Origin of the sequence: Streptococcus sanguinis SK355, assembly GCF_000212855.1 — a bacterium.
GTDB classification, from domain to species: domain Bacteria; phylum Bacillota; class Bacilli; order Lactobacillales; family Streptococcaceae; genus Streptococcus; species Streptococcus sanguinis_A.
The window spans coordinates 1,657,840-1,669,260 of the sequence record NZ_GL890993.1 but is presented as its reverse complement, the minus strand read 5'-3'; the positions used below and the strand labels follow the sequence as shown (position 1 = coordinate 1,669,260).

Annotated in this window: 8 protein-coding genes and 1 pseudogene; 1 reads left to right on the top strand and 8 read right to left on the bottom strand. The window is 42.3% G+C overall.

The genetic code is table 11. The annotated features are described in order from the left end of the window. Nucleotides 1–42: 42 nt before the first annotated feature. From HMPREF9389_RS12180 to HMPREF9389_RS03415, 7 genes and pseudogenes are all read right to left on the bottom strand, one after another. A pseudogene (locus tag HMPREF9389_RS12180) lies at nucleotides 43–162 on the bottom strand (IS200/IS605 family transposase); the annotation flags it as partial. 211 nt (nucleotides 163–373) lie between these two features. After that, complete coding sequence (locus HMPREF9389_RS03390; protein ID WP_002930308.1) at nucleotides 374–1,270, bottom strand: RluA family pseudouridine synthase; 897 nt, start codon at nucleotides 1,268–1,270, stop codon at nucleotides 374–376. Beyond that, complete coding sequence (gene lspA / locus HMPREF9389_RS03395; RefSeq protein ID WP_002930307.1) at nucleotides 1,254–1,721, bottom strand: signal peptidase II; 468 nt, start codon at nucleotides 1,719–1,721, stop codon at nucleotides 1,254–1,256. Before lspA ends, HMPREF9389_RS03390 begins: the two co-directional genes overlap by 17 nt. A 3-nt stretch (nucleotides 1,722–1,724) precedes the next feature. After that, the gene (locus tag HMPREF9389_RS03400) at nucleotides 1,725–2,627 is read right to left on the bottom strand and encodes a LysR family transcriptional regulator (protein ID WP_032906521.1); all 903 of its coding nucleotides are present in this window, start codon (nucleotides 2,625–2,627) and stop codon (nucleotides 1,725–1,727) included. 119 nt (nucleotides 2,628–2,746) lie between these two features. Then, the gene (locus HMPREF9389_RS03405; RefSeq protein ID WP_002930305.1) at nucleotides 2,747–3,604 is read right to left on the bottom strand and encodes a GNAT family N-acetyltransferase; all 858 of its coding nucleotides are present in this window, start codon (nucleotides 3,602–3,604) and stop codon (nucleotides 2,747–2,749) included. A 112-nt stretch (nucleotides 3,605–3,716) separates the two neighbouring features. After that, on the bottom strand, nucleotides 3,717–5,678 hold the full coding sequence (locus tag HMPREF9389_RS03410; protein WP_002930304.1) for a peptide ABC transporter substrate-binding protein: 1,962 nt from the start codon (nucleotides 5,676–5,678) through the stop codon (nucleotides 3,717–3,719). 291 nt (nucleotides 5,679–5,969) lie between these two features. Then, complete coding sequence (locus HMPREF9389_RS03415) at nucleotides 5,970–8,762, bottom strand: glycoside hydrolase family 3 N-terminal domain-containing protein (RefSeq protein WP_002930303.1); 2,793 nt, start codon at nucleotides 8,760–8,762, stop codon at nucleotides 5,970–5,972. A gap of 236 nt (nucleotides 8,763–8,998) precedes the next feature. Between HMPREF9389_RS03415 and HMPREF9389_RS03420 the strand changes: the two genes are divergently transcribed. Continuing rightward, on the top strand, nucleotides 8,999–9,739 hold the full coding sequence (locus HMPREF9389_RS03420; protein WP_002930302.1) for a hypothetical protein: 741 nt from the start codon (nucleotides 8,999–9,001) through the stop codon (nucleotides 9,737–9,739). Nucleotides 9,740–9,833: 94 nt separating this feature from the next. Here the strand turns inward: HMPREF9389_RS03420 and HMPREF9389_RS03425 are convergent, their stop codons facing one another. Continuing rightward, a complete protein-coding gene (locus HMPREF9389_RS03425) occupies nucleotides 9,834–11,192 on the bottom strand; it encodes a vWA domain-containing protein (protein ID WP_002930301.1) in 1,359 nt (452 codons plus the stop codon). Nucleotides 11,193–11,421 lie beyond the last annotated feature (229 nt).

The following is an 11,421-nucleotide window of genomic DNA, read 5'->3' as shown; positions in this document are numbered from 1 at the left end:
GGCCTACTGTACTCACGTAATAACCTTCCGACCAAAAATGTCGGTTCCCAAACTGTTTCGGTATTGATTATAGATAACTTTTCGTCCATACTTAGGTGTAAACACAATGTGATATTTACACATCCACTTTGTGTGTGATAAACTATGTGCCTTTTGCGCCATATTTTTCTCCTTTCGCTTCACAATTAGCTTGAACACCTTTATTGTATCGCGTTGGGAGTTTTTTGGTATAACCTTCGATGCGCACCCGCATAGCGGGTGGTTTATTTGTCTCGCACCTAGCGGAGCGAGACAGACTGAAAGTCAATAATAAAAACGACCGCGATTGAAGCGGTCAAAGGAAAATTTGTATTTTAACAATGAACAAACCCACCTATTCTTGTCGCAGCTTGTCTAAGGTTTCTTGGAAAATGGCTGGCGCTTCAGCTGTAAATTCCAGCACTTCACCAGTTCGAGGGTGAGTAAAGCCCAAAGTTCGCGCGTGCAGAAATTGGCCGTGCCCTTTCAAGGTCTTACGCGGTCCATAGACCTCATCTCCAGCCACAGGATGTCCGATGTAGGCCATGTGAACGCGAATCTGATGGGTTCGGCCTGTTTCCAGTTGAAGCTCAACTAAGGTATAGTCACCAAAACGTTCCAAGACTTGGAAACGCGTCAGAGCCGGCTTGCCTTTTGCCGTCACAGCCTGCTTCTTGCGGTCTTTTTCACTGCGGCCAATCGGTGCCTCAATCACTCCACGGTCATTAGGCAAATTTCCATGAACTATAGCCCAATACTTGCGTAGGGATTTCTTATCCTTGAGCTCATCAGCCAGAGCCGCATGGGCTTGGTCATTCTTAGCAATCATGAGAAGACCAGAAGTGTCCTTATCAATCCGATGGACAATCCCCGGTCGGAGTACTCCGTTGATGCCAGAGAGGTCCTTGATGTGGTACATAAGGGCATTGACCAGTGTGCCGCTGGTATGGCCCGCAGAAGGATGGACCACCATCCCCTGCGGTTTATTGACGACTGCCACGTCCTCATCTTGATAGACGATTTCTAGCGGAATATCCTCTGCCACATATTCGACGACTTCTGGTTCAGACAGTTCATAGGAAACGACATCGCCTTCTTTGACAGCGTATTTGGCTTTTTTAGCTTGTCCATTGACCAAAATCTGGCCGTCCTTAATCTGCTCATTGGCCAAACTACGGGATAGGTCTGTCAGCTCAGCGACCGCCTTGTCCAATCGCTGACCAGCTATCGAAGCCTCAATTCTTACTTCCATCTTTTTCTTCCTTCAAAATCATCAGCAGTAAAATAGCTACACCAAAGGTCAGATACATATCCGCCACATTGAAAATAGCAAAATTAATAAATTCTAACTGAAACATGTCCACGACAAAACCTTGCCGAATCCGGTCAATAAAGTTCCCCAAACCGCCAGCAATCACCAAGGTCAGTCCGGACAGCATCCACTTTGAGGCATGGAGGTGCTTGATGAGGTAGTAAACAGCTCCACCGATGACCAAAAATGTCACCAAGGTAAAGAGCCATTGCTGGTTTTCCAGCATGGAGAAGGCTGCGCCGGTATTCTGAAGATAGGTCAGACTCACCAGATGCGGAATGAAACTCTTGACCTGCCCCAGCTTAAAACCGCCGACAATATATAACTTGACCAGTTGGTCCACAGCAATAAGAACCAAGACTGCAAAAGGAATAATAATTTTTCTTTTCATACTTTATTTTTTCTGCGCAAAATACTCTTTCATAACTGATACGAAGTCTTCTCCGACCTGAGTCAACTCCACGTCTTCACGCTTGACATAGACCATGTGGTTGTCCAAGTTGTCACGAAGCTTGATGACAGTAATACCATTTACACTATTGCTGTCCAAAAAGCCAGATCCAGTTGCATAAGCATCGGTTCGCTCCAAAATCCCATTCAAAGTCGCACGGTCTGTCACATTAAACATCTGGGAGCTGGCACTGGTATCAACAAAGTTCTCTGAATAATAGAGATACTCGTCCTTTTCCTGGGTGAAGCGAACAGTCGGCAAAGCCGCCAAATCTTCCATGACTAGCTCATTTTTTTGAGTCAGAGGATGATCTTCCCGCAGGTAAATGTGAGTCTGAAAAGGAATTAGCTCCACTACTTCCAAGCCTAGCTTTTCCACCCGCTGCATAATGCCTTTGGTATTCTGATTATTGAGGTAGATAATGCCAATTTCACTGTGGCCTTGCGCGACTTCGTCTAGGATCTGCACAGTTGTTGACTCAAAAATTCGGAAGTTCTTATACTCAGGATAGGTCTGAGAAAATTGTGTAATCAAAGGCGGTAGAAAGTCATAGTGCTGACTGGCAATTGAGAACTCATCCCGCTCCTCCTCAGGATTGGCATATTGATTTTGAAAAACATCAAAACCCTTGACCAAGTCTTGAGCTTTTTCATAAAATTCCATTCCTCGGCGAGTCAGAAAAGTACCACTGCTGGTCCGACGAAAAATCTTGAAACCTAGCTCTTTTTCCAGATCACGGACAGAGATAGACAGACTAGGCTGGCTGACATACATTTTTTCCGCTGCTTCTCGAAAGGTCCCACTATTAGCAATGGCGACCACATAACGCAATTGTTGAATATTCATAACATTTTCCTTCTTTACATATCGTCTCATTATACCATAAACCAAGGCAGAACAAAAGAAACCAGCTGTAAGAAGCCAGTCTCTCCTTTTAAGTTAATGAGTATTCTGAGAAAAATTTGCTATTTTTCTTTTAGATAAACAACCTCTGTCATCTCTTTGAAGCCTAGCTTTTTATAGAGTTTCAAAGCTCGGGCATTCTGCTTTTCTACGACAATCTGAAACTCCTGTCCATTGAGCTTATTCAAATCCTGCATACTTGCAAGCAAGAGATAGCTTCCTAGCCCCTGCCCTTGAAAATCTTGATCAACCGCTAATCCAAAGAAATAATTGGTTCCAAAATCCGTATCAACTGATATAGAAGCTACAACTCTACCATCTTTCTTCAAGATATAGAGCAAGCTGGATGCGCTGCTGACGGCTTCTCTGGCATATTTCAAGGAAACATCAAGCGGTGTCTCAAAGACTTGGGACTGAAAAGCAGCAATTTCCTCTGCCAAGTCCAAACTTCCTTGCAAGACTTCTATCCCTTCTCTCTTTTCCAGAGGAAAAGTTTGAGCAGACTGTGCCAGCCAGATTTCTGATTCATCCTCTTGGTAATCAAATCTCCGAACAAAATCAGGATGATTATTCAAAAAGGCCTGCTCTGCTACATACTCAATCTCGGTCAAATCATACTTATCAGCTACTTTGGAAAAAGCAGCCAGAAGCTGACAAGCCACACCTTGACGCCGATACGATGGCAGAACATAGAGAGACACCTCAGCTTGGTCAGGTTCATCCGCGTAGACTGATAAAAAGCCGATGGTTCGGCCATCCATCTCAGCCAAGAAGAAGGCTGGCATTTCAGGATCTGCATTATAATTATTATCCAGATAGGGCAGTCGATAGCCTCCGTCTGCCTTATTACACTCTTGAACTAATTCAAACAATACCTGCTTTTCTTTCTCAGGCAATGCACTATAAATACTTACTTTCATCACTTTCACTTCCTTCCAGTATTTCTTTCTATTTTACTACAAAAACCTTAGTCAAGCCATTCAAAAAGGGACTGGAAAAATCCAGCCCCAATGTCGCTAAGTTAATCATTTTTTATTTTTCAACGTGGTCAGCAAGTTCTTCCTGGGCTTTTTTATTTGCCGCAGTAGCTTCTTCTTTCCATTTTTTCTTAGCCGCTTCGTATTCTTTGGTCGTTACAACATCCTTCTGAAGCTGAGTCAGCTTGAAGTTGTAGCCTGAACCTTTGACACCAACTGGTGAGTAGGCTTTTGTAAATGGCACTGATTTAGTAACAGACGGTGTTGCTCCTTGTGAAACAGTCGGAATAATCAAGCCGCTATCTAGCAACCAAGCTTCCGCTTCTGCATACTTTTCGTAACGCAACTGCACATCGTTGGTTTCAGCATTAGCTTCTTCCAGCATCTTGGTATAAGTATCCAAGCCTAGCTCTTTAATCTTATCATTGTCTTGACCTGGTTCAAATCCAAAGTTTTGCAAGCTTCCGCCATTCTTGATATTGAGAGTATCAAGGTAGGTAGATGGGTCTTGATAGTCACCAGTCCAGCCACCAGTAGACATATCATAGTCTTTCTGAGCAGCAGAGTTAGCAAAATAAGTGATATTATTAAGATCGTCTGTGCTCATCTTTTGCAGGTCAATGACGACATTTTCCGCTCCAAGAGCTGATTCGATAGACTGTTTGGTTGAGCTAGCCCATTGAACGCCAATCGTGCTAGACTGATCAACTGGCATATCTAAGTGAATTGGGAATTCAACTCCCTTAGCCTGCAAGGCTTGCTTCGCTTCTGCAAATTTCGCCTTAGCCTTTTCAGGATTGTAGTAAGGATCTTGAGCGTCAGAGAGGTCAATTCCTTGCCATTGGTTGCCATAGTTGACTAATTTTTCTCCAACAACAGTTCCAAAATCCTTGTCGCCAATTTGGACAAAGCTAGGTGGTACCAATGTATTTCTCAAGACCTTAGTCGCTCCGTCTTCACCATTTCCTTGCGCACCATAAGATGTACGGTCAAAGGCAAAATTGATAGCCTGACGGAAGTCCTTGTTCATGATTGCTTCGTTAGTAGCAGATTTTTGAGCATCTGTTGTTTTAGAAGTATGATTGTAAGACTGACGGTTGTAGTTGAAATTATAGTAATAAGAAGTAGAATCCTGCGGGCTATATACAATATTGTCCGCATATTTCTTCTTGACTGAAGCAAAGCCTGAGCTATTCGGATAGAGACGAGCTGTGCTGTAAACGCCATCGCTGAAGTTACGAATCAGCGCTTCCTGATCATTTCCATCATAGTAGGTCAGTTTGATGCTATCCAGAGTGACATTGTCTTTGTCGTAGTAGTTTTGGTTCTTGACAAATTCCATCACAGACTTGGAAGTCAGAGACTTGAGCAAGTAAGGACCATTATAGAGGATGCTAGATGGCTTGACAGAGCCAAAATTGCTTCCTTCTGCTTTCAGAAACTCTTCATTGACTGGGAAGAGAATTGTGCTGGTTGTTTTAGAGTTCCAGTAAGGCTCAGGGCGGGTCAGAGTATATTGCAATGTATGGTCGTCAATAGCCTTGACACCAACATTGTCAAAATTCTTATCTTCACCCTTGATATAAGCATCCAGGCCCTTCACAGAGTCCTGAACGAGATAAATAGCTTCAGAATTTTCATCTGCTGCATACTTCAAGCCAGTCACAAAGTCCTGAGCTTTTACTTCTGCATATTCTTCACCATCGGATGTGTACCATTTAGCATCATCACGCAGCTTATAAGTATAGGTCAGACCGTCCTTAGAAACTGTCCATGACTTCGCGATAGAGGGAACCAGATTCCCGTACTTGTCATTTTCAAAAAGTCCATCAACCAGGTTGGAAATGACATCACCTGTCGTTGCACGGTTTGTAGCAAGATAGTTCAAGCTGTCAGGGTCTGAACTATAAACGTAAGTATAATTATTTGTGCTAGATGAAGACTGGCTACAAGCCGTTAGCAATAGCCCGGCACTCAGTGCGACTCCAGTCGCAATCAACCACTTTGATGCTTTCATGGATAGAACCTCCTTTGATGTTACATTTTATAACATGAACTATTATACCAAAAAGCGTATAAAAAGTAAATAGTAAACCGATGACAGATGAGTAAAATATTCAAGCCCGTGTGTTTTTAGGAAATACACAAAGCTTTCTGTTACCGCATTCCTGCAAATTTCCAAGCAAAAAAAGAAGAATCCGCTTTTACCGCAAACTTGCTTTGGATTCTTCCTTTTTGTTATTTTATCAAGAATAAGTAAAACTGTGAGCTCTTCAACACTGCTCGCTCGTTCTTTTATTGCTTATAGTCAGCGAGAGGACAAGTCATACAGATAGACAGCCCCAAACAAGAACAAGGCACCCAGCAAGACTAAGAACAAACTGCTGCTGTCTCCTGTTTTTGGAAGCTGATTAAACTGTGCAGCCTGCTGACTTAGCTGCCGACGAGAACTTACAGGTTCAACAGAACGCAAACTCAACTGAGAAGGAGTTTGTTGGTCTGGAATCGTGTTCTGCCCAGCTGCAGCAATCTGAACAAGCTCCTTGTAATAACCTTCTCCCATGCTGAATTCTCTGTCTTGACTGTCAATCAAGGTCAAGGAAAGCACTGGACTGAACTGACCTTCTACTAAGCCTTTCAAGCCAATCTCAACCGGATTGGTATCGTTGGCTTTTTTAGAAATCAAAACAGTATCACCAGAGATGGTATAGCCTGAACTTGGCAGAATGCTGAAGTGCTGAGTATCCATCTTAAGGGCAAGACGGTAGTCATTTTTTTCTAAACCGTTTAGTCCACCTAGGGTAACGGTAGCCGTAAAAGGCTGATCTAGCTGAGCAGATGCAGGGATATTCACCTTTATATCCTTAACTGGATCGGTATAAAAGAGACCATGCCCTATAGGATAGGCCACCTCTGTCTCTGACATGATACCGTCCTTGATGAGCGGCACATTTACCGGTAACTTCCCAACATGATTTTGACCATTGAAAATGACTTCCACACCAGCTGGGATATTAGGGCCGAAGGCATTGTCAGGCTTCAGAGACTCAGTCGGATCCATGCCCTTGTTTCCATAAACTGCTACAATAGCCTTGGCATTAGGGTAATTCGCTACATCATAAGGTTTAGAAATGCTCATTATAGCTGCTTGTTTTCCAGTTGCATTTGCATAGTCCACGACTTCTGTCGGAACTCTTGTCAGCCAAAAATCGCTGGCTAGTTGAGATTGACGTCCAATTTCAGAAATCAAGACTAGGTGAGTTGCTTGGTCAATCTTCCCTTTCAAATCTTCTAACTTGGTTGTTTTGTTGTAGTTTAGCGCTTCGTATGTGACACCTGCTGGAATCACTCCGTCCGCTATCAGACGCTTGACACCCAGCTCTAGTCCAGGCACTTCATCGTCATAAGCCGCTAGCATCAAAATTCTGTCGCCAGATTTGACCTTAAAGGGCAGAACAGTATCATCGTTTTTAACTACGGTCACTGCACTAGCAGCGATTTTTCGTTCAGTATCTCTGTTAAACTCTGAGCCAACAGTTGCTTCAGCCTTAGCTTGGGTACGTTCAGATGGGTCAAAGTCTAAAATACCTCTTTTTTCTTTTAGATTCAAGATGCGAGTCACTGACTCATCCAATCTGCTGACTGGAATATCGCCTCTCCGAACTGCCTGTTCAATATCGTTGATAATCTTATCGATTTTAGCTAAATCACTCTTGCTACGTAAGACGGTTGGCATCAGCACCACATCTACACCTGATTTGATAGCCATGATAGCCGCTTCAGATTCTCCGAAGTTTTTGGCAATTGCATCCATGCCCATAGCATCAGATACTACTACACCCTTGTAGCCAAATTTCTTGCGAACAATGCCAGTAATAATGTCATCAGACAAGGTGGCAGGGATATAGATGGTTTCCCCAGTTTGCTTAGATATAACCGTGTCTTTTTCAATCTGAGGATATTGGATATGGGCAGTCATCAGCATATCAGCGTTTTTGTCAATGGCAGCCTTGAAAGGAAGCAACTCCAGCGCTTCTAGCTCCGCATAGGACTTATCTACCAGAGGCAGACCAGTGTGAGAATCTACCGCCGTATCACCATGCCCAGGGAAATGCTTAGCCGCTACTGCGACATTATATTTCTGAATCCCCTCCATCATAGCCGTTCCCAAACGGGCAACCACCTTAGGGTCAGAAGAGAAGGAACGCAAACCAATAACGGGATTCTGCGGATTGTTATTTGTATCAAAAACAGGAGCAAAGTTTACATTCAAACCTAGAGCCGATAGCTCTCGTCCGATGATTTGACCTGCTTGATTGGCTAATTCTGGATCACGCGTCGCACCAACTGCCATGTTGCCAGGAAGAGCAGTCCCGCTGCCCAAACGATAGACGATACCACCTTCTTGGTCAATCGCGAGCAAAAGCGGCAACTTGCCATTATTAGCTTGGTTACTGATAGCTGCTTGCTGCAGAGCCTGCGTCAAGGCTAAGGTTTGAGCAGTTCCTTTCACATTCTCAGCAAAAAGAATAACTCCGCCAAAGTCGTATTTATCAACCGCTTCTGCAACCTCTTTATTCAGCTCCGTCATATCAGACTGAGAGGCCTGGCCCTCTTGCTGCCATTTTCTGAAATCTGGCATCAGCATCTGGGTAATCTTCTGACGAAGCGTCATATCCGCCACAAGCTGCTGGACTCTCTTAGAAGCCAGCAGCGCATCAGTCTCAGCCTGACCTTGATCTTGATTGGCAGTAGAGGAAACTTCTGCAGACTGGGCGGTCGTTGGTTTGGCAGAATCTTCTACTAAATTACCAGTATTGGCTTCTTGGGTTGAAGCAGCCGTTTCAGTACCTGCAACTGCCGAAGTATCAGAGACCGTCAGAGCTTTTGCAGCAATCTGACTATCCTGACTTGGTGTGCCCCTAGCCCCTACACCACTATCAGAAGAGTCCGTTACAACTGCTGCACTTGCTTGTTCAGACTGGTTAGCAGATTCTGGCGGCTGATTAACCGAATCTGCTTTTATGGCTCCCAATGGCCAAAAAACTAGTAATGATAAGGCAAGCGCCAATAGCAATTTATACCTTTTCATCATAGGCATTCTCCTTTCATCCCTATAATAATAGCATAAAAAACGATGTTTGTAAACGTTTACATATTATCTAATGATTGTTTGTTTTTATCACCAATTAGTAATATAATCTCTATAAAAATGAAATAATATTACAATATTATAGAAATGTTACAGAGGTATAATTTTATAGAAATAACATAACCTAACTGTTAAAAATGAGATTCTTTAATCTTATAGTAACAGTTGCATAGAAAGGATTTGCTATGAGACAAGAAAAGAACACCAAAGCAATGTTCAACCGCCGCTATTGGCTGGGCCTCTCTCTCGCTTCTGCTGCGACTTTAGCCGCTGCTTTGATTTCCACTGGAACAGTTCGAGCGGAGAACAAGTCAATCCCTGACTGGGTTTCTAGACGTGAAGTTGGTATTTACGATCCTAGTGTACCAGATATTGAGGACGACCCTACTATCTTTGATGATCCAGGACCTATCAAGGTTCCGGAAGCTCCTAAGCGTGACCTTCCTAGCTCTATTGATGAAGAAACTGGTGAAAGGATTAGAAATAGAATCGTTCTTTACAAGGGTAAATACTATGCACTTGATCCTAATAGATCTATATACGAAGTTCGGGATGATCCAGGAGAACAAATTCCGACGAATCTAAAAAACTCTTTCTATACTAGCCCAACAGGTAAGGTCTATTATTTTGACGAAAAAGGACGAAGGGTCATCAATACTTACACTATTGATGGCAAACTATACTTCTTTGATTCTAACGGAGAAATGGTTAAAAACAGATTTGTTAGTTACTCTGAATATACTTATTACTTTGGTGAAGATGGAACAGCTTATGAAAACGGTCTTTTTAAGATTGGCAAGTATTACTATTACTTTGGTGAGTATGGTGAACTTTATAGGGAAACTATTGTCAACTACAAAGGAAAGACCTATTACGCAAATTGGTATGGCGTTGTCAATATAAAAGACGAAGAAGTTACACCGTAATGAAAAACACCAGAAATGAGAACGTGTGTCTTCGTTTCTGGTGTTTGTTTTATTCAAAACCCCTCTAATGGGAAATTCATTTTTTAGCAGATGGTTATTGTTCTTCTGATTTTCTTACACTAATACCTAGCCCCAATCCAGTCAGAAGCAAACCAAGCCCCACAACACTATAGACTGCCTTTTCGCTACTTCCTGTTTTAGGAAGAGACTGTTCAGATTTGGCCAAAAGTGTTGGTGCTTGAACATGATAGACGGTAGATGTAGGCATTGTAGTACGACGCTCAAGATAGAATTGATAACTATCTTTTATGATTTTATAGTAACGAGCTTCATTGACACTTTCAACAATCCATGAAGTGGTTCCTTTTGTTAGAGCATCAGCTAGGTTATTTTCGATATCAAGCACTCTGCCTTCTGTTGCAAAATTTTTGTAAATTCCCTCAATCGCTTTTACCGTTGCTACGGTTCTTTCTATACCAGCAGCTTTCAAAGCCGCAAGTGTATCAGCAACCGTTGGAATTGAAGGGTCTTCTTTCATTTCAGCATCTGTTAATAAAACGACGAATTTCTTATTTTTAGATGACTTAGACCAATCATAGGTCGAAATAATCTGGTTCAGGGCAGGAGTTGGTGTTTCTGGAGTATCTCCTCCACTAGCTATACGAATCGCAGCTAACGCTTTTTCGAGCTCAGCCGGATCAGTTGTAAAATAAGATGACCCAAACCCAAACCGTGTTAGAACCGTATCTTCATCTTTGCTGCCAGAATTACGGCCGTAGACTTCATCACTAAATGTTGCCAAGCCAAAACGTGCTGTAATCCCCTCTTTAGTAATATTTCGCACAAATTCATTAATATTTGCACGAACAATATCAATTGTGCCACCCATCGATCCTGAACGGTCGACAACAAATACAATATCAGCTGAACCAGCTTTTGTCACAGTTGGTGGCGTTGAGGTGTAGGTAATAGTTGTAGTCTTATCTACTCGCTCATACTGCGTATAGGGATTCCCATTTTCATCTGTGCCAGATAAAGTATTTTCAGTACGTCTAGTTATTGGCTCTGGCGCCTTATCAACCTTTGCCGGAGCCACTTCTGTCTTTGTAACATCAACAGTCGACGTTTCTACACGGACTGTTTGATTGCCTTCTTGACTTTCTTTGACATCAACAGGTGATACATTTTTTGAGACATCGATCAAATCTCCTGGTTTCGCTGTAGATTCTTCAACAACAGGTTTCGTCGTATCAGCAGCAATTTCAGTACCAGCAGCTTCAATCGGAGACCTTACTGCTTCAGTTTTTGCTATACTGCTTGAAGGTGGTGTGCCAACCTGGTCTGCAAAAACATGCGAAGCTTGTGAAAAGGCAAATAGAAGAGTTGCTGATGCTAATCCAACTTTCAATTTATACAATGAAAAGCCTGGAAGTTTAAATGATTCTTTTTCCATAATTTCTCCTTATCTTTTTAGATTTAGAAACATGATTGCATCTATTTTATATAGAATAACATAAAAAAATAGGAACTGCAAGCGATTTCAAATATTTATTAGTATAAAAATTAAAATTTTAGAATATTATCAGAGTTTGTATACTAAAATTGATGAGCATCATCATGAATTATTAAATAAATGCTTTATCGTGCCGTCTCTAATAAGAAATCCCCATGCTCAATATCCG